This is a genomic window from Sphingomonas radicis (genome assembly GCF_051400635.1).
In the GTDB taxonomy this organism is placed as follows: domain Bacteria; phylum Pseudomonadota; class Alphaproteobacteria; order Sphingomonadales; family Sphingomonadaceae; genus Sphingomonas.
In genome coordinates, this window is the sequence record NZ_JBLFFG010000001.1 from 811,667 (window position 1) to 834,323 (window position 22,657).

A 22,657-nucleotide genomic window follows, 5' to 3' on the forward strand; every position below is an offset into this window, starting at 1 on the left:
ATGCCGCAGACTCGCGCGCGTTCCGCTTCCATCGTGCTGATGGTTCTGGGGGCGACCCTCGGCTTGATAGGGCTCGTGCTGGCGATCGGCGGCGCGTGGCTCTCGCTGCTCGGCGGCTCGGTCTATTATTTCCTCGCCGGCCTTGGCCTGATCGCCTCGGGCTTGCTGATCTTCCGCGGGCGCCCGCTCGGCGCCGGAATCTATGCGCTCGTCTGGCTGCTCACCCTCGTCTGGGCGTTGTGGGAAGTGGGGCTCAACGGCTGGGCGCTCGTCCCGCGCGTGATCGCCCCCACGGTGCTGCTCGTCCTGGTGCTGCTTGCGCTGCCGTTGCTCCTGCCCGCCCGCGCGCGCTGGGGAACGGCGATCGGGGCGGTCGCGGGCGTGGTGCTGGTGGTGGCGATCGCAGGCTTCACGATCTCGCGGATCAACCAGCCGCCGGTCGGCGCGCTTCCCGCTGTCATCGCCTCAACCGTCGCCGATCCCTCGCCGCTCAAGCCCGGGACCGACTGGCCGGCCTATGGCGGCAGCTATGCCGCGCAGCGTTTCTCGCCGCTCCAGCAGATCACGCCCGCGAACGTCGAGAAGCTCAAGCGCGTGTGGCTCTACAACACCGGCGACATGCCCGAGGGCGATCCGAAGAAAAGCAAATACGGTGCCGAGACGACGCCGCTCAAGGTGGGCGACACGCTCTATCTCTGCTCGGCGACCAACATCCTGATCGCGCTCGACCCCGCCACCGGCAAGCAGCGCTGGCGCTACGACCCGCAGGTGCCGCACGACTGGATTCCCTATACTGCCGCCTGCCGCGGCGTCGCCTATTTCGCGGTTCCCGGTGCGACGCCTGACACCCTCTGCGCCGCGCGGATCATCGAAGGCACGCTCGACGGGCGGATCATCGCGGTCGACGCGCGCACCGGCCGGCCGTGCCCCGGCTTCGGAACCAACGGCCAGGTCGACATCAAGCGCGGCATGGGCGCAGTGGTGCCCGGCATGGTCTCGATCACGTCGCCGCCAACGATCGTCCAGGGCGTGATCGTCACCGGGCACCAAGTGCTCGACGGGCAGAGGCGCGACGCGCCCTCAGGGGTGATCCAGGGCTTCGACGCGGTCACCGGCGCCAAGCGCTGGGCGTGGGACATGGTCAACCCGCAGTGGCAGGGCGACCCGCCGGCAGGGCAGGAATATGCCCGCGGCACCCCCAATATGTGGACGATCGCGAGCGGCGACGAAGCGCTCGGCCTCGTCTATCTGCCGATGGGCAATTCGGCGGTGGACTACTGGAGCGGCAGCCGCACCCCGCAGGAGAAGGCGTTCGCCACCTCGCTGGTGGCGCTCGACGTGAACACCGGCCGGCCGCGCTGGCGTTTCCAGGCGGTGCATAACGACGTGTGGGACTATGACTTCGGCGCCCAGGCGACGCTGATCGATTTCCCGATCGGTGCGGGGGCGGTCCCGGCGTTGCTGCTGCCGAGCAAGCAGGGCGACATCTATGTGCTCGACCGGCGCACCGGCCGGCCGCTGTTCCCGGTGCAGGAGCGCAGCGTTCCGCGCAGCGGCGTCGAGCCGGAGCAGCGCAGCCCCGCCCAGCCCTTCTCGAGCTATCACACGCTCGCCTTCCCGCCGCTGGTGGAGCGCGACATGTGGGGCATGTCGCCGATCGACCAGATGGTGTGCCGCATCCAGTTCCGCCGCGCCGAATATCGCGGGCCGTACACACCGCCGGTCGCCGATCGCCGCTACATCCAATATCCCGGCTACAACGGCGGCACCGACTGGGGCGGGATCGCGATCGATCCGGTGCGCGGCGTGATCGTCGCCAATTACAACAACATGCCCAATTACAACCGGTTGGTCCCGCGCGCCGAGGCCGACCGCCAGGGCTGGGTGCCGCGCGGGGAATCGCGTGGCGGGAGCATGAGCGAGGGCGGCCACGGCTCGGAGGACCCGCAGGCAGGCACGCCTTATGCTATCGCGGTCAACCCCGGCTGGCGCCTGCCGCTGACCGGCCTGCTCTGCAAGCAGCCGCCCTATGGGGGCATTCGCGCGATCGATCTCAGGACCGGCCGCACGATCTGGGACCGCCCGTTCGGCACGGCCCGGCGCAACGGTCCCTGGGGCATCCCCTCTGGGCTCCCGGTCACGATCGGCACGCCCAACAACGGCGGCGCGGTGGTCACTGCGGGCGGGCTGGTGTTCATCGCGGCGGCGACCGACGATCTGATCCGCGCGATCGACATCCGCACCGGCAAGACCGTGTGGCAGGACGCACTGCCGGCGGGAGGCCAGGCGACGCCGATGACGTATGAGGTCGATGGCAGGCAATATGTGGTGATCATGGCGGGCGGCCATCACTTCATGGAAACGCCGATCGGCGATGCCTTGATTGCCTATGCGCTTTCCGACTGACGCGCCCGGCGCTCGATCGGAACACAAGCCGCGCTTGCCATATCGGCGCAATCGCGCATCTTCTCGCATGCCGGGTCGCAGGCAAGCGACTCGGCGCTGCGAAAGTCCCGGATGAACCACGCCCCGCTTTCCCGGCCGGCGCTCGTCGAAGGCCCGCGGCCGACGATCGGAGCGCGCCATGCGATCGCGCTGTGCGTGGGAATCGTGATCGGGGCGGGCATTTTCCGCGCCCCCGCGATGGTAGCTGGGGCATCGTCCAGCGAAGCGGTGTTCCTCGCGACCTGGCTCGCGGGCGGCGTGCTCTCGATCCTCGGCGCGCTCTGCTATGCCGAGCTCGCCTCGGCCTATCCCAGCGCGGGCGGCGACTATCATTTCCTCGAGCGCGCCTTCGGGCACCGGCTCGCCTTCCTCTACGGCTGGGCGCGGCTCGCCGTGATCCAGACCGGGTCGCTGGCGCTGCTCGCCTATGTGTTCGGCGACTATCTCGCGGCGCTGTGGCCGATCGGGCCGTTCGCGAGCACGATCTATGCCGCCGCGCTCGTCGCTGCGCTCACCATGCTCAACTGGCTCGGCATCCGCCAGGGTGCGGGCACGCAATTCTGGATGACGTGTGTCGAGGTGCTGGGGATCGGCGCGGTGATCGTCGCGGGGCTGCTCGTCGCTCCCGAAGCGGTGCCCGCCGTGCGGGGCGAACGCGAAGGCGCGCTCGGGCTGGTGCTGGTCTTCGTGCTGCTCACCTATGGCGGGTGGAGCGAAGTGGTCTATGTCTCGGCCGAGCTCCGGAATTCGCGCCGCCGCATCGCGCCGGTGATGATCGCGAGCCTGGGCATCGTCACTTTGCTCTACCTGCTGGTCAACTGGGCCTATCTGCGCGCGCTGGGTCTCGACGGCATAGCGGGCTCCGAGACCGTGGCGGCGGAAGTGATGGCGCGCGCGTTCGGCCCGGCGGGCACGACTGCGATCAGCCTGATGGTCGCGGTGGCTGCGCTCACGTCGGCGAACGCGACTGCGATCACCGGCGCCCGCACCTCTTATGCGCTCGGCCGCGCTTTCCCGCGGCTCGGCTGGCTCGGCCGGTGGGATTCGGAGCGTGACACGCCCGGAAACGCGCTGCTCCTCCAAGGCGCGATCGCGCTGCTGCTGGTGGCGGGCGCTGCCTTCGGGCGCGACGCGTTCGGCGCAGTCGTGGAATATACGGCGCCGGTCTTCTGGTTCTTCCTGCTGCTCGTCGGTATCGCGCTGTTCGTGCTGCGCAGGGGGGCGCCGCCGCCCCCAGGCAGCTTCCGCGTGCCGCTCTACCCGCTCGTCCCGGCGCTGTTCTGTGCGACCAGCGGCTATCTCCTCTACTCTAGCGTTGCCTACACCGGGCCGAGCGCGCTGGTCGGCGTTGCGGTGCTTGCGGTCGGCGCGCTGCTGCTCCTGTTCTTGCGTAGCCCACCAGCCGAGGAGTCACCGTGATGAGGATTGCGTTCCCGATGATCGCCGCGCTCGCGTTTGCCGTGCCGGCCTGCGCGCAGGAAGCGCCCCAGGCACAGGCGCAGGAGGGCAACGCCAGCCGCACGCCCGATGTGATCTATGTACCCACCCCCGAGCGCGTGGTCGCGCAGATGCTCGCGCTTGCCAAGGTCGGGCCCAAGGACGTGCTCTACGATCTGGGTTCGGGCGACGGCCGCATCCCGATCACGGCCGCCAAGGCGCACGGCATCCGCGCCGTGGGCATCGACATCGATCCGGAGCGCATCGCCGAGGCGCGGGCCAACGCCAAGGCGGCCGGCGTCGAACATCTCGTCACGTTCCGCCAGGCGGATCTATTCACCACCGACATCAGCGAAGCGACGGTGGTCACGCTCTACCTGCTCGACACGCTCAACCTGAAGCTGCGCCCCAAGCTGCTGGCCGAGCTCAAGCCCGGCACGCGGGTGGTGAGCCACGCCTTCAACATGGGCGACTGGAAGCCCGAGGTGCAGCAGGAGATCGACGGGCGCACCATCTATCTCTGGACGATCCCCAAGCGCTGATCGCGGCCGGTAGCGTGCTGCGCCGCCGGGCTGAGCCGGCGGCGCAGCACGGTATCAGGCCACCAGCTGCTCGGCGCGAAGCGTCCGGGCGGCGGCGACCATCGCTTCGATCGCCGGCTTCACTTCCTCCCATTTTCGGGTCTTGAGCCCGCAATCGGGGTTCACCCACAGCTGCTCGGGGGCGAGATGCTGCTGAGCGAGGCGCATCAGCGCCACCATCTCCTCCTCGCCGGGCACGCGTGGCGCGTGGATGTCGTACACCCCCGGCCCGATCGCGCTCGGATAGCGATAGCGCGCGAAACCTTCGAGCAGCTCCATCTGCGATCGCGCGGTCTCGATCGAGATCACGTCGGTGTCCATCGCGCCGATCGCCGGCAGGATGTCGTTGAACTCCGAATAGCACATGTGCGTGTGGATCTGGGTGGTGTCCTCCACGCCCGCGGCGGAGAGCCGGAAGCAGTCGACCGCCCAGTCGAGATAGGCTTGCCAGTCGCGCTTACGCAGCGGCAAGCCTTCGCGCAGCGCGGCTTCGTCGATCTGGATCGCCTTGCAGCCAGCCGCCTCCAGGTCCTGCACTTCGTCGCGGATCGCCAGCGCGATCTGCCGGCACGATGCGGCACGCGGCTGGTCGTCGCGCACGAAGCTCCAGTTGAGGATCGTCACCGGGCCGGTGAGCATGCCTTTCACCGGCTTGTCGGTGAGGCTCTGCGCATAGCGCCACCATTCGACCGTCATCGGTTTGGGCCGCGACACATCGCCATAGAGGATCGGCGGGCGGACGCAGCGCGAGCCATAGCTCTGCACCCAGCCGTTCACCGTAAAGGCGAAGCCGGCGAGCTGCTCGCCGAAATACTGGACCATGTCGTTGCGCTCGAACTCGCCGTGGACGAGCATGTCGAGCCCCACTTCCTCCTGCCAGCGGATCGCGCGCCCGGTCTCCTCGCGCAGGAATTGCTGATAGGCGGCTTCGTCCAGCTGCCCGCGATTATATTCGGCGCGCGCGTGGCGCACCTCGGCGGTCTGCGGGAAGGAGCCGATCGTCGTCGTCGGAAAGGCGGGGAGCGCCAACGCTTCGGCCTGGGCGCGCGCACGATCGGGATAGGCGGAGTGGCGCTCGCGCATCTCGGGCGTGATCGCCGCGATCCGACTTGCCACCGCCGCGTCGTGGATGCGCGGCGAAGTCTTGCGGTTGGCGGCGGCGGCAGCAGCTTCGGCAAGCTCGGCCGCCACGCTGGCGCGGCCTTCGTTGAGCGCTTGCTTGAGGATGCTCAGCTCCTCGACCTTCTGCACTGCGAAGGCGAGCCATTGCTTCACCTCGGGTTCGAGTTTGGTTTCGAGCGCGAGGTCGACGGGCACGTGGAGCAGCGAGCAGGACGGCGCCAGCACCAGGTCGCGCGTCGCGGCGAGCGGCTCGAGCCGATCGAGCAGCGCGTTCAAGTCGGCGCGCCAGACGTTGCGGCCGTCGATCACGCCCAGCGAGAGCAGCAGCGATTTGGGCGCGGCCTTGAGCAATGGGTCGAGCTGGCCGGGCGCGCGGACGAGATCGACATGCAGCCCCGCGACCGGCAGCGACGCGGCAAGGGTGAGGTTGTCTTCGAGCCCGCCGAAATAGGTAGCGAGCATCAGCTTGACGCCGGGGCGAGCGAGCCGGGCATAGGCGCGCGTGAAGGCGCGCCGCTGCGTCTCGCTGAGGTCGGTCGTGAGCACCGGCTCGTCGATCTGCACCCATTCGGCGCCGGCTTCGCCGAGATGGCCCAGGATGACGCCGTAAAGGCCCAGCACTTCGTCGAGATAGTCGAACGGGTCGACTCCGCGCCCCTTGGCGAGGCTCAGCCAGGTGACGGGACCCAGCAGCACCGGCCGCGTCTCAAAGCCCTGCGCCTTGGCCTCGCGATATTCGTCGACGATCTTGAGCCCGTTGAGCGCGAGCCGGTCCCCCACAGCCAGTTCGGGGACCATGAAGTGGTAGTTGGTGTCGAACCACTTGGTCATCTCGCAGGCGGTGAGGCTGGCGTGCGCGTGGCCGCAGCCGTCCTCCGCCCCCGTGGTGCCGCGCGCCATCGCGAAATAGGTCGCGAGGTCGGCCTGCCCGTCGGCGGCGCCGTAGCGTGCGGGCACTGCACCCAGCATCACGCTGGTATCGAGCACATGGTCGTAAAGCGAGAAGTCGTTAGACGGGATCCAGTCGGCCCCCAGCCCTTTCTGCCGCGCCCAGGCAGCGGTGCGCAGTCCCGCGGCGGTCTCGAGCAGATCGGCTTCGGACGATTTGCCCGACCAGAATTTCTCGAGCGCGAATTTGAGCTCGCGGCGCGGGCCGATGCGCGGGAAGCCGAGCGTTGCAACAGTGACGGTCATGTTCTTCAACCCCGAAGAGGGCGGGGAAACAGGCCGGGCACCGGCACGCGCGGCGGATCAGCCCGGCCGCAGCATGCAAGCGGCCAGACCGGGCACCCCGCCGGTGGACGTTATCGCGTCGGAGGCAGGTCTCCTGGCTCACGGGTCAACGCTGCTGGTCCGGCCTTCCCGGCAGCGCGAACGCCGCCAGTGACTCATATCGACCAGCCGCTCGCCGCTCACAGTTGCGGGGGCAGCGCCGGATTCGCACCGGCTTCCCGTCTTAGCTCCAGCAGGAAACGCCCTGCTGGAGAACCTCGACGCGCCAAGCATCCCGCCTGCAGAGCGTCGCGTCAAGTCTCATATAAAGAATTCTTTATATCATGCGCGACGACACATTCTTTCCCCATGCCGCCGCCGCCGGAAAGCAGCCTTACACTGTGATCGTATAAAATATTTGATTCTGATATCGTATACGGTATTCTTCGGGGTGGTCTGCAAAACAAAAAGGGGAAATCGATGCTCAGAGAAGTTCGGATCGGCCTGCTCGGCACCTCCGCGACGGCGGTATTGATCGCCTCGGCGGCCCCGGCGTTCGCCCAGACAGCCACGAGCGCCGCCACGGAAAATGAGACGCCCGCCGCTCAGGAGGAAGTCACCGTCACCGGAACCCGGCTCCAGCAGCCGGGGCTCCAGAGCAACAGCCCCATCACCACGGTGATGCCGGAGGAAATCCGCCTCCAGGGCGCCGTCAATATCGAGAATGTCATCAACCGGCTTCCCCAGGTCACTCCTGACGCCAACGAGAATGTCTCGAACGGCTCGGACGGCACCGCCCGCATCAACTTGCGCAACCTGGGCAGCAACCGGAACCTCGTCCTGGTCAACGGCCAGCGGCTGTTGCCGATTCAGGCGAACGACGTGAACCTGATCCCGGCCTTCCTCGTCGAGCGCGTGGACGTGGTCACCGGCGGCGCTTCGGCAGTGTACGGCTCCGACGCGATCTCCGGCGTCGTCAACTTCATCCTGCGCGACGATCTCGAAGGCGTCCGGGCCGACGTCCAATATGGCTTCTCGATTCACGACAACGACAATCGCGGGCTGCGCGATCTCATTCGCGCGAACGGCTATCAGGCGGCACCTCCGTCTCCGGTCGACGGGCACCGGTTCGACGCCAATATCGCCTTCGGTACCAATTTCGCGGAGGGCCGCGGCAATGTGATGGCCTATTTCGGCTATCGCGACGTCAAGCCCATCACCCAGGCCGACCGCGACGTCTCCGCCTGCGCGCTGGACCCCGCCGACAACAATAGCGCCTTCACCTGCGGCGGATCGAGCAACAACGAGTTCGGGCTGTTCCAGCCGCTCACCGGCCCCAGCGCCGGGCTGCGCTTCAACAACACCCGCGACGGAGCGAAGACGTGGGTGCCGTATGACGCCAGCTTCCGCTACAATTACGCGCCGCTGAACTATTTCCAGCGATCGGACGTGCGCTACACGGCCGGCGCCTTCGCGCGCTACGAGGTCGATCCGGCGGCGGAGCTCTACGGCAGCTTCATGTTCATGGACGACCAGACCTTCTCGCAGGTCGCCCCGTCCGCACTGTTCCAGGGCACGACCTTCACGGTCAATTGCGACAATCCGTTCCTGAGCGCGCAGCAGGGCCAGCTGCTGTGCGGAGGCGATCTGGGCAGCCCGACTGTCTCGCAGAACCTGTTCATCGGCTATCGGCCGGTCGCGGGCAACGCGCGTCCGCGCCGCGATGACCTGCGTCACACCACCTATCGCGTCACCGGCGGCGTCCGCGGCGAGCTGGCAGAGGGCATCCGCTACGACGCCAACGTGCTTCTCTCTCGCGTGCTGTTCAACGAGAACTACCAAAACGATATCGATCCGCAGCGTGCCAACCGTGGGCTCCAGGTCGTCAGTGTCGCGGGCGTGCCGACCTGCAAATCGGTGATCGACGGCACCGATCCCAGTTGCGTGCCGCTGGACGTGTTCCGCTACAACGGCATCAGCGACGAAGCATTCGACTATATCTACGCCCCCACTTTCACGCGCGGCGTCGACAAGGAATCGGTGCTCAACGCCACGGTGAGCGCGGACCTGACTTCCTATGGCGTGAAGCTGCCCTGGGCCGATCAGGGCCTGGGCGTCGTGCTCGGCGTGGAGCATCGCCGCGAAAGCCTCGAGTTCCGCGCCGATGCGCTCGCGCAGCAAAAGGGCACGCGGGAATCGGAAGGTAGCTTCCACGTCACCGAATTCTTCACCGAGATGCGATTGCCCATCCTGGAGGGCCGCCCCTTCGCGGAGGAGCTGTCGCTCACCGGAGGCTACCGCTATTCGCAATACAGCACGCGCGACCGGGGCATCTCCACCTACAAGGGCGAGATCGCCTATGCGCCGGTGAAAGACCTGCGGTTGCGTGCGAGCTACAATCGCGCGATCCGTGCGGCGAACATCGGGGAGCTGTTCGCCGCCCAGCAGATCGGCAACGTCTCCGCGCAGGATCCGTGCTCCGGACCCTCGCCGTCGGCGACGGCCGCCCAATGCGCGCTAACCGGTGTCAGCGCAGCGCAGTACGGCAGCATCATCGAGTGCCCGAGCGAAGTGTGCAGCGCGCAGGGCGGCGGCAACGCGGCGCTGCGGCCGGAGGAGGCGGATACCTACACGGCCGGGCTGGTCTTCTCTCCCAGCTTTGTTCGCGGCCTGTCGTTGTCGGTCGATTATTTCAACATCAAGGTCCGCGACTATATCAGCTCGATCCCCGCGTCGCTGACGATCAGCCAGTGCATCGCGACCGGCGATCCCTTCTTCTGCAGCCTGTTCCACCGCGATCCGCGTTCGGGCGTGCTGTTCGGCGAGCAGGGCTATGTGGTCTCGACCACGCAGAACACCGGATCGCTCAAGACCTCGGGTGTCGACGTCGGGCTCAACTATGCGGTGCCGACCGGCATCGGCCGGTTCGAAGTCTCGATGGTCGGCACCTGGCTCAACGAACTCGTCACCGAGCCGCTTCCGGGCCTCGGCTCCTATGACTGCAAGGGGCTGTTCGGCCCCACCTGCGGGCAGCCGAGCCCCGAATGGCGGCATCAGGCGCGCCTGACCTGGCGCGATCCGGGCGACTTCGCGGCGGTATCGCTCAACTGGCGCTACATCGGCCCGACCAGCCTGACCAACAACACCGACGATCCGTTCCTTACCGGGCCCGCTTACACACTGAACGCCAGCATCCCGGCGTACAGCTATTTCGATCTCGCGATGACGGCGAAGGCTGCCGAGGGACTCGTCTTCCGGGCAGGCATCAACAACCTGCTCGACAAGGATCCCCCGGCGATCGTGCAGGGCCTGCTGGCGGTGTTCGGCAACGGCAACACCTATCCCGGCGTGTACGACGTCGCCGGCCGCACGCTCTTCGTGGGCCTGTCCGCCGAGTTCTGATATCCCTTGCCCCAGCTGCCGGCGGATACGCGAGTATCCGCCGGCTTTTTCTTGGGTTCAGCGGGGCGCCAGCACTAAGCGCGTGACTTCGGCCGAGAGCGGCACGCTGTGGAAGCCGCGTTCGGGCACGCCGCGATCCGGCACGAAGGCGGGTCCTCCGGCCGGCGCTTCGACCGATAGCCGGGCAGCCGGCGTCGTCGCGTCCGCCGGATCGAGCAGGAGCTCGATGCGGCGCGCTGCGGGCAGCCAGCGCGCGCTGCGTATGCGGCCCGCCGCCAGCGTGATCCACTGGCCGGCCGGGGCGACGAACAGGCGCCTGCGGGCGCCGTCGTGCGGCACGATCTCGATCGCTCCGTTCGCATCGCGCACCGTGCCCCCGAAGCCGAGCCAGCCGAGCTCCGGGTGGCGGACCAGATAGGTGGCGGCGGCATAGGCATGGCCGAAATAGCCCATGCCATAGTCGCCACTGTACGGGTCCCAGCGCATCATGTCCGGCTCCGAGTGGAACGCCGCCGATGCGAAGCCCTCGCGATCGACGTTGGTGATGCCGCCCATGAACCCGCCATAGGCGACCCGGAGCAAATGGAAGTCGGCGGGATCGCGGCGGAAGGCATCGAACAGCGGCACAGCGTTGAGCGCGGACCCATAATGGTGGATCTGCCGTTCGATGCGTTTGACCTTGCCGCCGTAGAGGAAGTCCCAATAGCGGCGCGCATTGCCGTTATAGCCCCAGTGCGGGATCGCGGGATCATAGCCTAGGATCACCTCGCGCGTGATCTCCGCCTCCCGCGAATGGCCGAAATGGCGCATCCAGGCATAGACTTCGGGCTGTCCGGTCGAATCCCATGCCATCTCGCTGCCGAAGGGATAGCGCAGCGTGCGCCAATGATCGGCCCGCGCGCGCATCAGCCGCTCGACTTCGGCTGCTTCGCGCGTCATCCCCTCGCGCTGCAGATCGAGCAGGATCTCCAGGAACACCTCGCCCTCCATTTGCCCGAACTGTGCATAATGGGGGGCGTCGCGCATCATCGCGACGGTGGTTCGATATGCCCATTCCAGATACCAGCGCCAATCGTGGCGCCGGACCAGGCCGGCATGGTTCCGCGCGAGGCGGTACATCACCCAATGCGCGGCGGCGACATGGGGATAGTTGTACGATCGCCCTAGGTCGGCGGCCTGCTTGGCATCCCAGGATGCCCAGCTGCTCCAGTCGATCGACTTGTCGTAATAGCGGGCGAAGGTCTTGGGATCATACCAGAACAGGCTCTTGCGCACGCCACCCGCCTGCGGGCCCTCGGCTACCTGCAGCTTGCCGACGATGGTCTCGTCGATCATCCGCTCGAGCTTGGCGATCTCCGCACGATCGGGGTGGTCGAGCTGCTTCATCGCCGCGGCGAGCCAGGCTCCCGCGCCGCCTTCGTCGCTGAGCCCGGCGATCCAGACGCGCTGGTCCTGCGTCACGACCCGGTCTGCCTCGCGGTCGTAGCTCAGGATCGCGGGGGCGCGCCGGAACGGGTCGCGCGGATCGTCGAACCACTGGCGCGTGGTGGTAAAGCGGCCGATGTCGGCGGAGACCTGCGCGAGCGGTTTGGTGAGGTAGTAATGCACGGTCTGGATGCTGCCGTCGGCATAGGTGATCGCCACGCGCGCGCGGCCCCAGCCTTTGGCCTCGACGCGGTAGCGTGCCCAGCCCGCCGGCCCCGGTACGCGCTCCAGCCGCATCGCGCCGGCCGGGAATATCGCCACCTCGCGGATCGGCTGTGGCGCCTTGACGAACAGGTCCGCGGGCGCATCGCTCGGGACGACATAGCCCGGGATGCCGATCACCACCGGACGCCGCTGCGCCATCAGCGTCGGCTCGACCGCGCGGATCGCCGGGGCCGCGACGAAGCGCACCCCGAAGCTCCGCCGCTCGCCCGGGGCCAGGGTGAAGCCGGTCGGCGGGTTCCACGGCTCGCCGGCACCGGGCTCCGCCATCGCCTTCGAGGCAATCATCCAGTCGTAGAAGCCCTCTGCGGTCTGGAGCCGCCTGGTTCGGTCGGTGAAGAGGTCGCCGGGTCCGGCGTTCCCTTTCTCGCGGATGATCCGATACGCCTCCAGCGGGGTGCGTCCGTCCGGCAGCACCAGCAGCGCCGGGCCCTGTCCGTTGAGCCGCGTGACCTGAAGATAGCCGGCGTCCTGGCCGATATAGGGATCGACGAAGTTCGCCTGCGCATGCGCCTGTTCCAGATTGCGATCGGTGATGATGTTGTCGAACACCATCGGCAGCCCCATTCCGCCGACCTCCACCGGGGCGGTACCCGCGTTGGCGAGGGTGACTCGCATCACCAGCGCGTCGCCCTGCCGCAGCCAGGCGCGCTCGATCGCGAGCGGGAAGCCCTCTCCCATAGTGCCCGAAATATCGGCCCGTGCGAGCTCGTCGCCGCGCGGCGCCAGCGGGCGGATCGGCCGGCGCGCATTTGCGGAAGCGAAGTCTCGCCAGCCTCCCCCGCCCACGCGCAGGCGGAGGTGGACGTCGCCGATGTGCACATAGCCGTCGCCCCGCCGTTCGGCCCCTCGCCCGGAGGGGACGAAGTCGAACCCCGCCATCGGCGAGAGGCGCGCCAGCGTCTGCGTGTCAGGTCGGAACGCGACCGTGAAGCTGCCGATCCGGTGGACCTGATCCGTCGCCGCTGCCGCAGGTTCGCGCGCCGGCGCGGCAGACGACAGCAGCATTGCCATCAACGTCAATCCCGCCGCCAGACCCGCCGAAACGCGCCAATCCCTCATGCACCAAACCTCCCTTCGATCCGTCCGCCAGCAGTTGACAGCCCGCCTGTTCGCCGTATCGTATACGGTATTCGAGGAGATGGAAATGTCGATGGGTCGCAGGGAATTGCTGATGTCGGGCGCGATCTTCCCTCTCTTCGCTCTGCCCCCCGCGCGCGCCGCAGCCTCTGCGCTCCCGGCGAAGGCGACTCCCTTTCCGCTCTCGGCGGTGCGCCTGCGGCCTTCCGATTATGCGCATGCGGTGGAGGTCAACCGCGCCTATCTGCTGCGCCTGGAGCCCGATCGGCTGCTTCATAATTTCCGCAAGTTCGCGGGGCTGGCGCCGAAGGCGAAGATCTATGGTGGGTGGGAAAGCGACACCATCGCCGGCCACACGCTGGGTCATTATCTCTCGGGTCTGGCGCTCACCCATGCGCAGACCGGCTGTACCGAGTGCGCCCGCCGCGCCGCCTATATCATCGATCAGCTCGCGGAATGTCAGGCGGCGAACGGCGATGGATATGTCGCGGGGTTCACGCGCAAGCGCAAGGACGGGACGATCGCCGACGGGAAGGAGATATTCCCGGAGATCATGCGCGGCGAAATCCGTTCGGCGGGCTTCGATCTCAACGGCTGCTGGGTGCCCTTCTACAATTGGCACAAGCTCTACACGGGCCTGTTCGACGCGATCGACCACATCGGCCCCAGCGACAAGGCCATGGCGATCGCGACCGGGCTCGGCGGCTATATCGACAAGCTATTCGCTGCGCTCAGCGACGAGCAGGTCGAGACGATGCTCGCCTGCGAATATGGCGGACTCAACGAGAGTTTTGCCGAACTGCACGCGCGGACCGGCGATCCGCGCTGGCTGCGCCTTGCCGAGCGCATCTACGACCGGCGCAACCTCGATCCGCTGACGCAGAAGCGCGATCAGCTCGCCAACTTCCACGCCAACACGCAGGTGCCCAAGCTGATCGGCCTCGCGCGGCTGCACGAGATCACGGGCAAGGAAGCGCAGGCCACCGCCCCGCGCTTCTTCTGGGAACGCGTCACCAAGCACCACAGCTATGTGATCGGCGGCAATGCCGATCGCGAATATTTCTTCGAGCCCGATACGGTGGCCCGGCACATCACCGAGCAGACCTGCGAGCATTGCAATACCTACAACATGCTGAAGCTGACGCGGCACCTGTTCAGCTGGGCGCCCGACGGATCGCTGTTCGACTTTTACGAGCGCGCGCATCTCAACCACGTCATGGCGCAGCAGGAGCCCGTCAACGGCGGCTTCACCTACATGACTCCGCTGATGACCGGGGCGAAGCGCGAATATTCGGCGCTCGATGGCGAGGAGTTCTGGTGCTGCGTCGGCACCGGAATGGAGAGCCACGCCAAGCATGGGGAATCGATTTATTGGGAGGGCGGCGAGACGCTCTTCGTCAATCTCTACATCCCCTCCGATGCGCGCTGGGCCCGGCGCGACGCGCGGCTCGGACTCGAGACCGGCTACCCGTTCGAAGGCGAAGCGACGCTGACCTTCGCGGAGCTGGGCCGCGCGGGCGCCTTTCCGGTCGCGCTGCGCGTCCCTGGCTGGGCGAAGCACGCTGAAGTGCTGGTGAACGGCAAACCCTTCGCTCCGGTGCTGGCCGGGGGCTATACGATCGTCGAACGCCGCTGGCAGCCGGGCGACGCAGTGACGATCCGCCTGCCGCTCGATCTGCGGCTGGAAGAGACGCCCGGCGATCCGCAGACGATCGCCGTGCTGCGCGGACCGTTGGTGCTGGCGGCCGACCTCGGCCGCGCCGACGGCGAATGGGACAAGCCCGATCCCGCGATGGTCGGCGACGATCTGCTCGCGCGCTTCAGACCAGTGGCTACAGGCGCGGCGCAATATGAGACCGACGGGCTGATCCGGCCCGCGGACCTGGTCTTCGTTCCCTTCTATCGCCAGCACGATCGGCGCAGCGCAGTGTATTTCCGCCGCTTCACCGACTCGCAATGGCAGGCGGAAGAAGCTGCGTTCCTCGCCGAACAGGCGCGCCAGAAGGACATCGCCGCCCGATCGGTCGACGTGATGCATCTGGGCGAGATGCAGCCCGAGCGCGACCATGGGCTGACCTCCGAGATATCCTATCCGCTGGTCTATCGCGGCCGGAACGGGCGCGACGCCCGCACCGGCGGATTCTTCGAGTTCACGATGAAAGTGAAGCCGGGGCCGCTGATCCTTCAGGCGACCTATTGGGGCGACGAGCGCAAGCGCAGCTTCGACATCCTCGTCGACAACCAGCGCGCCGCGACCCAGACGCTCGAAGCCGACAAGCCGGGCAGCTTCTTCGACGTCGATTATCCGCTGCCCGAAGCGCTCACCCGGGGCAAGGACAGCGTCAGGGTCCGCTTCGTGCCGCACGACAAGAACACCGCGGGGCCGGTCTTCGGCGTGCGGCTGTTCACCGCGAAGCCACTGCCGACGACATGAGCGGCGGCGACGAGGTGCATATGACGCTGGAGGAGGTGCGCGCGTTCGCCCGCGCCACGCTCGCCGCCGTGGGCCTGCCGCCAGCGCATGCCGAGGCCGTGGCCGAGACGATGGTCGCGGGCGAGCGCGACGGGTGCGGGGCGCACGGGCTCTACCGGCTACTGGTGGCGGCGCACAGCGTCGCGAGCGGCGTGGTTGTCCGTGACGCGGTTCCCCGTCTTACGCAGCCCTTGCCCGCGGTGGTGCGGGTCGACGGCGGCGGCGGCTTCGCGCAGCTTGCATTCGAGACCGGCCGGCCGGCGCTGGTGGAGGCGGCGCGGACCAACGGGATCGCCGCGCTGGCGCTCAACCATGTGGCGCATTTCGCTGCACTCTGGCCCGAGGTCGAGGCGCTGGTCGCCGATGGGCTGGTGGCGTTCGCCTGCACGCCGAGCCACGCCTGGGTCGCACCCGCCGGCGGCACCCGGCCCGTGTTCGGCACCAATCCGATCGCGTTCGGCTGGCCGCGTCCCGACCGCACGCCTTTCGTGTTCGATTTCGCGACCAGCGTCGTCGCGCGCGGCGAGATCGAGCTGCATCGGCGTGCGGGCAAGGCCGTTCCGGGCGACTGGGGCTATGATGCTGCCGGCAACCCGACGACGGTTGCCGAAGAAGTGCTCGCCGGGGCGATGCGGACCTTCGGCGGCCACAAGGGGTCCGCGCTCGCTGCGATGGTCGAGCTGCTCGCCGGGCCGTTGATCGGCGATCTCACAAGCCGCGAATCGATTGCGCTCGATGGGGGACGGGGCGGCTCGCCGATCGGTGGCGAGCTGATCCTCGCGATCGATCCCGCCGGGTTCCTGGGTACCGCCGCGGCCGAGCATCTCGCGCGCGCCGAGGCGATGTTCGCGGAGATCGAAGGGCAGGGCGCACGGCTGCCGGGCGCGCGCCGCCACGCCGCGCGTGAGGCCAGCCTGCGCGACGGGGTGTGGGTGTCCCGCCGGCTGATCGAAGACATTCAGGACATAGTGAGGGAGGCAGCATGATCATGCGCACGCTGGTGACGGCGATCGTCGCGACCACGGCGATCACGGGCACGGCACCATCGGCCTTCGCCCTGGCTTTGTCGGAAGACGCCACCGCTGCGGCGGATGCGCGCTTCAAGGCACTGTCCGAAGCCGAATATGCCTGGCGCAAGACGCTGTGGCCGTCGGACGAGAACACGCCCAAGAACGAGCGCCGCGGCCTTCCCGACGTGGGGCCCGAGATGCAGGCTGCCAAGCTCGCGCGCTGGACCGAGACCGCCGCCGCGCTGGATGCGATCGATCCCGCCGGGCTCTCGCCGCGGGTTCGCACCGATTATCTAGTCTACAAGGCGCAGATCGATGCCTTGCTCGCGGAGCAGCGCTACCGCGAATATGAAAAGCCGCTCAACGCCGATTCGAGCTTCTGGGGAGACGTCGCCGGGGCCGGGCGCGAAAGCTATCGCACCGCGGACGATTATCGCCATTATCTGCGGATCCTGGGCGAAGTCCCCCGCTATTTCGACCAGCAGATTGCCAACATGCGCGCCGGCCTGAAGCGCGGTTTCACGCCGCCCCGGATCACGCTCGAAGGACGCGACATCGGTGTAGCCGAGGTGGTCAAGGCGGGGGGCACCGAAGCCTCTCCCTTCTACGCGTCGTTCAAGACCATGCCGGCGACGATCCCCGCGACCACGCAAACCGAGCTTCGTGTGGAAGCCAGGCGCGTGATCGCTGCCGCGGTCGTGCCGGCGCATGCGAAGCTGCTCGCTTTCCTGCGCGAAGAATATGTCCCCGGCGCCCGCACCACGCTTGCCGCCTATGCCTTCCCCGACGGCGACGCCTATTACCGCTCGAAGATTCGCGAGTTCGTGACGCGCGACATGAGCGCCGACGAGGTCCACGCCATCGGCCTGTCCGAAGTCGCCAAGATCAAGGCGCGGATGCATGCGGTGATGCGCGAGCTGAAGTATGAGGGCGACCTCGCCGCGTTCCTCGCCTTCCTGCGCACCGATCCGCGCTTCTATGCCAAGACTCCGCAGGAGCTGCTCGATCGCGCCGCGTGGATCGCGAAGACCTTCGACGGCAAGGCCGACGACTGGTTCGGCCGGCTCCCGCGGGCGCGGTTCGCGATCAAGCCGGTGCCGGACGATCTGGCGCCCTTCTACACCAGCGGGCGCGGCGGGCCGGGCATCTACCTGGTCAATACCTACAATCTTCCCGCGCGCCCGCTCTATTCGCTGGCCGCGCTGACGCTGCACGAAAGCGCGCCCGGCCACGCCCTCCAGATGTCGCTCGCCGCCGAGCTGGAAGACCTGCCCGCCTATCGCCGCGAGACCTATATCTCGGCCTATGGCGAGGGCTGGGCGCTCTATTCCGAAGCGCTCGGCGAAGACATGGGCATGTACGAGACGCCCTATGATCGCTTCGGCATGCTGAGCTACCAGATGTGGCGCGCCGCGCGGCTGGTGGTCGACACCGGGCTCCACGCGAAGGGCTGGACGCGCGAGCAGGCGCAAGCCTTCCTGCGCGACAACACGGCACTCTCGAATCACGAAGTCACTACCGAGGTCGACCGCTACATCGCCTGGCCGGGCCAGGCGCTGAGCTATTACATGGGCGAGCTCGCGTTCCTGGCCGGCCGCGCCAGGGCGGAGAAGGCGCTCGGCGCCAGGTTCGACATCCGCGCCTTCCACGACGCGATGCTCGCGCTCGGATCGGTGCCGCTCCCGCTGGTCGATGCGCGCGTCGACCAGTTCATTGCCGAGGGCGGCAAGGGCCCCTATCCGCTGAAGTAGCGGCGGTCAGCCGAAGGGCCGGTCGATCGAAGGCTGCGGCTCGGTGAACCAGGCCGCGCCGTCCTCGGTTACGTGGAAATGATCCTCCAGCCGGATGCCGAACCGTTCGGGCACGACGATCATCGGCTCGTTGGAGAAGCACATGCCCGGCGTCAGCGGCGTGCGGTCGCCCTTCACCAGATAGGCGGGCTCATGGATGGCCAGGCCGATCCCGTGCCCGGTGCGGTGCGGAAGCCCGGGAAGCCGATAGTCCGGTCCCAGCCCGGCGCGCTCGAGCACCCGGCGCGCCGCGGCGTCGATCTCCTCGCACGGAACGCCCGGCTCCACTGCGGCGAACGCCGCTGCCTGCGCCTCGTGCTCCAGCTCCCAGAGCTCCCGCACCTCGTCATCCACGTTCCCGAAGGCATAGGTCCTGGTGATGTCGGAATGATAGCCGTGAACCCGGCAGCCGGTGTCGATCAGGACCAGCTGGTCCTCTTCCAGCTGCTGGTCTCCCGGCAGGCCGTGCGGAAAGGCAGTCGCGCGGCCGAACTGGACGGCGCAGAAATACGAGCCGCCGCCGCCGATCGCATGGTGCGCCGCATCGATGAAGCGCGCGACTTCGCTCGCGGCGATCCCCGGCCGCAGGATCGCGGCGGCGCGCCGGTGCACCTCCAGCGTCATTGCCTTGGCCTCGGCAAGGCAGGCGAGCTCGGAGGGCGACTTGCGCATCCGCAGCCGGTCGATCGCCGCGGCACCGTCGCTGAGCGTAAGCCCGGCGGCGCGGAGTCGCTCGCCCCAGCCGAACGGCAGCAGCGGGTCCACCGCCAGCGGCGCCGATCCGGTCAGCGCGCGGGCGACCAGCGCGACGGGATCCTCATGCTCCTCCCACAGCCGGATGCTCGCGGGAATGCGCAGATCGGCCTCGAGCGATCCGAGCTCGAAGCGCGGACAGATCATGACGGGCGTACCGCGCACCGGCAGCAGCAGCGCCACCATCCGCTCGCTCGGTCCCCAGGGCACTCCGGCGAAATAGCGCAGGCTCGGCCCGGCATGGACGAGCAACGCCTGCGCGCCGAGCGCTTCGGTCAGCTCGCGCGCAGCTTCGATCCGGGCGGCATGTTCGCTCGCGGCGATCGGGGGCACCCGGTTCGCGGGCGGGCGGATCCCCGCGAGCTCGGTCTGCGCGTCCGAAGTTCCGATGGTCATGCTGCCTCCCTCATCCGAAACGCGCCAGGTCGAACGGCGCGAGGTCGATCGCGGGCGTATCGCCGCACGCCAGCGCGGCAACCGCCTCCGCGGTCACCGGTGCGAGCGTCAGGCCCAGGTGCTGGTGCCCGAACGCGTAGAACAAGTTCGCCGCGCGCGTGGAGCGGCCGATCGCGGGAAGATAATCGGGCAGCGTCGGGCGGGCACCCATCCAGCGGCGGAACGGACCAGTGACCGGCAGGCCGAGCGCGGCGGCGTGCGCCTCCAGCCGCTGCCATTTGCGCGGGTCGGGCGGCGCGTCCAAAGCGCCGAACTCGACGAAGCCCGCGATCTGGACGCTGTCCGCGAATCGGGTGGCGATGATCGAACGGTCCTCGAACACCACCGGCGGCAGGTCCGCGGGCCAGCGCTCGGCCGAAGCGCGGACGTGATAGCCGCGCTCGGCGATCAGCGGCACGCGGTGTCCTGCGGGCGCCATCAGCGCGCGCGAGCTCGCACCCGCGGCGACGATGATCCGCTCGGCGGGAAAGCCGGGCACGTGCAGCCGGCTGCCGTCGCATTCGATGCGCACCGATTCCAGCAGCATCGCCACGCCGGCATCGGCGAGCGCGGCTCGCGTCGCTTCGGCCAGCATGTCGAGGTCGGCGATCTGCCCGCTGCCGGCGAAGCGGATCGCGTCGACGATGCCGGGCGAGAGGGTACGCAACTGTGCCAGCGTCGCGGCGTCCACGTCGCCGATCCGGGCCGTTCCGGTATCGGCCGCCTGCCACGCCGCGCGGCACGCCTTCGCTCCGGCGGCGCTCTCCCAGGTCACGAAATGCCCGTCGGCGCGGAGCAGGTCGGGGCGCCCGAGCACCTCCGCCAGCCGGCTCCAGGCCGGCATCGCCTCGGCGAGCAAGGCGCCCAGCGCCGCGCTTCCCTGCGCGAACTTGACCGGTGTCGAGGCCGCGAGCAGGCGCGCCGCAAAAGGAAGCCAGTCGCGCGCCATTCCCGGGGGCAGGTCCACCGCGCCGCCGAAGCGGAACAGCCTGCGCGGCAGGCTGCGGATCGTGGCCGGCGAAGCGAGCGGCGCGACCTGTTCGGTGGCGATGTGCCCGGCATTTCCCCAGGACGCAGCTTCGTTGCCCGATGCGGCATCCACGATCGTCACGCGCTGCCCTCGCCGGGCCAGGGCGAGCGCGATCGATCTCCCCACGATCCCCCCGCCGATCACCAAAAACGTCATTCGCCGCCCGCAGCCTGTTGCGCCCTATATCGCATTATCGTATACGGTATTCGCAAACAAGGCAGGAAGACAGATGACGATCGAGTGGCATGGCGTATTCCCGGCAGTGACGACTCAGATCCGGGAAGATTTATCGATCGATCTCGGCGAAACCCAGCGTGTGGTGGATGCGCTCATCAAGGATGGTGTCACCGGCGTGATTGCGCTGGGCACCGTGGGAGAGAACAACTCGCTCACGTTCGAAGAGAAGGTGAAGGTGCTTACGGCGATCGTCGAAGTGGTCGACGGCCGCGTTCCGACGATCACCGGCGTTTCGGAATATGACACGCGGCGCGCGGCTGCCTATGCGCAGGCGGCGGAGCGCGCGGGTGCGAACGGGCTCATGCTCCTTCCGCCGATGGTCTATGTGCCCAAGCCGCACGAGCTGGCGGCGCACTTCAAGGGCGTGGCGGCGAGCACCGCGCTGCCGATCATGCTCTACAATAATCCGCCGGCCTATCGGACGACGATCGACGTCGAAGTGCTCCAGATGCTCGTCGATGTGCCCAACATCGTCGCGGTCAAGGAATCCTCGCCCGACACGCGCCGCTTCACCGATTTCCTCAATGCGTTCGGCGATCGCTTCGTCCTCTTCGCCGGGCTCGACGACGTCGCCCTCGAAGGGCTCTATCTCGGCGCCCGGGGCTGGGTATCCGGCCTCACCAATGCCTTTCCCAAGGAATCGGTCGAGCTGGTGCGCGCTTTCCTGCGCGGCGATCATGCGACGGCGATGGAGATCTACCGCTGGTTCATGCCGCTCCTCCATCTCGATGCCGAACATGATCTGGTCCAGTCGATCAAGCTCGCCGAGCAAGTGATGGGCCGCGGGTCGGAGCGGGTGCTGCCGCCGCGCTATCCGCTCGAAGGCGCGCGCCGCGCCGAAGTGATTGCGATGGTGGAGAAGGCTGCGGCCACACGGCCCGTGCTTCGCGACGCGCAAGCGGCCTGATACGCAGCAGTTCATGCGCCACACATTCTTCTGCATCGACGGTCACACCGCCGGCAATCCTGTCCGGCTGGTGGCCGGGGGCGCGCCGCTGCTGCGCGGCGCGTCGATGTCGGAGCGGCGGCAGGACTTCCTCGCCCGCTTCGACTGGATCCGGACCGGCCTCTGCTTCGAGCCGCGCGGACATGCGATGATGTCCGGCGGGTTCCTCTACCCGCCCACGCTTCCGGACACCGACATCGGAATCCTGTTCATCGAAACCAGCGGTTGCCTGCCGATGTGCGGCCACGGCACGATCGGAATGGTAACCTTCGGGCTGGAGCACGGCCTGATCCAGCCGCGCCGGCCCGGGCAGCTGCGCGTCGAAGTTCCCGCGGGCGTCATCGACATCGCCTATGAGACCGAGGGCGATCGCGTGATGGCAGTGCGGATCGTCAACGTGCCCGCCTATGTCGCCGCACGCGGCGTCTCGATTGACGTCGAAGGGCTCGGTCCGCTGACGCTGGATGTAGCCTATGGCGGCAACTATTATGCGATCGTCGAGCCCCAGGCCGGCTATCCGGGGTTGGACGCAGTCGATGCGGCCTGGCTGATCGAGAACGGGCGGCGGGTGCGTGCAGCGGTGCGCAAGGCCGTCGAGCCGGTCCACCCCCTCGATCCCACGATCCGCGGAGTGAGCCACGTCCTGTGGGCGGATGCCCCCAGTTCAGAGGGCGCGGACGGGCGCAACGCCGTCTTCTATGGCGACGGGGCGATCGATCGCAGCCCCTGCGGCACGGGCACTTCGGCCCGGCTAGCGCATCTCGCCGATCGCGGGGAGCTGGCTCCGGGAGACCGGTTCGTCCACGAAAGCTACATCGGCAGCCGCTTCATCGGCCGGGTCGAGCGTGCGACGCGCATCGGAGACACACCTGCGATCGTGCCCTCGATCGAGGGCTCGGCGATTGCCACGGGCTTTAACACGATATGGATTGATCGCGCCGACAGCTTCTGGAAAGGCTTCGAGGTCACATGATGGCCGCGTTGCAGTCAGGCCCGT

At 68.0% G+C, this 22,657-nt stretch carries 13 protein-coding genes and 1 riboswitch; of the genes, 9 read left to right on the plus strand and 4 right to left on the minus strand.

The features are described from left to right. The 3 genes from ACMGDH_RS03770 (at position 1) to ACMGDH_RS03780 (ending at position 4,424) form a co-directional block, all read left to right on the plus strand. On the plus strand, positions 1 to 2,406 hold the full coding sequence (locus ACMGDH_RS03770) for a membrane-bound PQQ-dependent dehydrogenase, glucose/quinate/shikimate family (RefSeq protein WP_436826574.1): 2,406 nt from the start codon (positions 1 to 3) through the stop codon (positions 2,404 to 2,406). A 111-nt stretch (positions 2,407 to 2,517) separates the two neighbouring features. Next, positions 2,518 to 3,864 (plus strand): APC family permease, encoded by a 1,347-nt coding sequence (locus ACMGDH_RS03775; protein ID WP_436826575.1) that lies wholly within the window; start codon positions 2,518 to 2,520, stop codon positions 3,862 to 3,864. Continuing rightward, positions 3,864 to 4,424: an SAM-dependent methyltransferase gene (locus ACMGDH_RS03780; RefSeq protein WP_436826576.1), complete on the plus strand. Its 561-nt coding sequence runs from the start codon at positions 3,864 to 3,866 to the stop codon at positions 4,422 to 4,424. The genes ACMGDH_RS03775 and ACMGDH_RS03780 overlap by 1 nt, the downstream gene beginning before the upstream one ends. Positions 4,425 to 4,478: 54 nt before the next feature. Here the strand turns inward: ACMGDH_RS03780 and metE are convergent, their stop codons facing one another. Further along, complete coding sequence (metE, locus tag ACMGDH_RS03785; RefSeq protein ID WP_436826577.1) at positions 4,479 to 6,779, minus strand: 5-methyltetrahydropteroyltriglutamate--homocysteine S-methyltransferase; 2,301 nt, start codon at positions 6,777 to 6,779, stop codon at positions 4,479 to 4,481. Between the two features lie 106 nt (positions 6,780 to 6,885). Further along, positions 6,886 to 7,092, minus strand: a riboswitch (cobalamin riboswitch). A 185-nt stretch (positions 7,093 to 7,277) separates the two neighbouring features. Between metE and ACMGDH_RS03790 the strand changes: the two genes are divergently transcribed. Continuing rightward, a complete protein-coding gene (locus ACMGDH_RS03790; RefSeq protein ID WP_436826578.1) occupies positions 7,278 to 10,199 on the plus strand; it encodes a TonB-dependent receptor domain-containing protein in 2,922 nt (973 codons plus the stop codon). Positions 10,200 to 10,256: 57 nt separating this feature from the next. Here ACMGDH_RS03790 and ACMGDH_RS03795 read toward each other — a convergent pair whose 3' ends face one another. Further along, positions 10,257 to 12,968 (minus strand): DUF5695 domain-containing protein, encoded by a 2,712-nt coding sequence (locus ACMGDH_RS03795; protein WP_436826579.1) that lies wholly within the window; start codon positions 12,966 to 12,968, stop codon positions 10,257 to 10,259. A gap of 85 nt (positions 12,969 to 13,053) precedes the next feature. On the opposite strand from ACMGDH_RS03795, the gene ACMGDH_RS03800 reads away from it, so the two are divergent. Genes ACMGDH_RS03800 through ACMGDH_RS03810 form a run of 3 tightly spaced genes read left to right on the plus strand, consistent with a single transcriptional unit; the run spans position 13,054 to position 18,220 of the window. Further along, on the plus strand, positions 13,054 to 15,420 hold the full coding sequence (locus tag ACMGDH_RS03800) for a beta-L-arabinofuranosidase domain-containing protein (protein WP_436826580.1): 2,367 nt from the start codon (positions 13,054 to 13,056) through the stop codon (positions 15,418 to 15,420). Then, a complete protein-coding gene (locus ACMGDH_RS03805) occupies positions 15,417 to 16,445 on the plus strand; it encodes an Ldh family oxidoreductase (protein WP_436826581.1) in 1,029 nt (342 codons plus the stop codon). Before ACMGDH_RS03800 ends, ACMGDH_RS03805 begins: the two co-directional genes overlap by 4 nt. Next, positions 16,442 to 18,220 (plus strand): DUF885 domain-containing protein, encoded by a 1,779-nt coding sequence (locus tag ACMGDH_RS03810; RefSeq protein WP_436826582.1) that lies wholly within the window; start codon positions 16,442 to 16,444, stop codon positions 18,218 to 18,220. The genes ACMGDH_RS03805 and ACMGDH_RS03810 overlap by 4 nt, the downstream gene beginning before the upstream one ends. A 6-nt stretch (positions 18,221 to 18,226) precedes the next feature. Here ACMGDH_RS03810 and ACMGDH_RS03815 read toward each other — a convergent pair whose 3' ends face one another. Both ACMGDH_RS03815 and ACMGDH_RS03820 read right to left on the minus strand, forming a co-directional pair. After that, a complete protein-coding gene (locus ACMGDH_RS03815) occupies positions 18,227 to 19,408 on the minus strand; it encodes a M24 family metallopeptidase (RefSeq protein ID WP_436826583.1) in 1,182 nt (393 codons plus the stop codon). Positions 19,409 to 19,418: 10 nt separating this feature from the next. Then, positions 19,419 to 20,633 carry an NAD(P)/FAD-dependent oxidoreductase gene (locus ACMGDH_RS03820; RefSeq protein ID WP_436826584.1) on the minus strand — a complete coding sequence of 405 codons (1,215 nt, stop codon included), beginning with the start codon at positions 20,631 to 20,633 and terminating at the stop codon, positions 19,419 to 19,421. 73 nt (positions 20,634 to 20,706) lie between these two features. On the opposite strand from ACMGDH_RS03820, the gene ACMGDH_RS03825 reads away from it, so the two are divergent. Together ACMGDH_RS03825 and ACMGDH_RS03830 are read left to right on the plus strand one after the other, a co-directional pair. Then, positions 20,707 to 21,621, plus strand: coding sequence for a dihydrodipicolinate synthase family protein (locus ACMGDH_RS03825; RefSeq protein WP_436826585.1), 915 nt, complete (start codon positions 20,707 to 20,709; stop codon positions 21,619 to 21,621). Between the two features lie 13 nt (positions 21,622 to 21,634). Then, complete coding sequence (locus ACMGDH_RS03830; protein WP_436826586.1) at positions 21,635 to 22,633, plus strand: 4-hydroxyproline epimerase; 999 nt, start codon at positions 21,635 to 21,637, stop codon at positions 22,631 to 22,633. Positions 22,634 to 22,657: the final 24 nt, after the last annotated feature.